Origin of the sequence: Acinetobacter lactucae (genome assembly GCF_013344765.1) — a bacterium.
In the GTDB taxonomy this organism is placed as follows: Bacteria; Pseudomonadota; Gammaproteobacteria; order Pseudomonadales; family Moraxellaceae; genus Acinetobacter; species Acinetobacter lactucae_A.
Genome location: NZ_JABVBF010000483.1, coordinates 1 through 216 on the forward strand (window position 1 = coordinate 1; position 216 = coordinate 216).

Genomic DNA, 216 nt, shown 5'->3' on the forward strand with positions numbered 1-216 from the left:
TAGATAGCCGTACCTTAACTGATGGTAACTACACTTACGATGTTCGTGTGGTGGATACTGCCGGTAACGTGGGTTCAACTGATAGCCAAGTTGTGACTGTAGACAGCACAGCACCTTCAGCAACCACAGTGATTGCGATTGAAAGCATCAGTGATGATACTGGTTTATCAGCTACAGACTTCATTACCAATGATACAAGCTTAACTATTAATGGTA

1 protein-coding gene is annotated in these 216 nt (G+C 42.6%); it reads left to right on the top strand.

Annotation, left to right across the window (positions count from 1 at the left end; genetic code table 11):
* The coding region (locus HUN22_RS17955) for an Ig-like domain-containing protein (protein ID WP_174732149.1) at window positions 1-216 on the top strand (216 nt) is incomplete at both ends.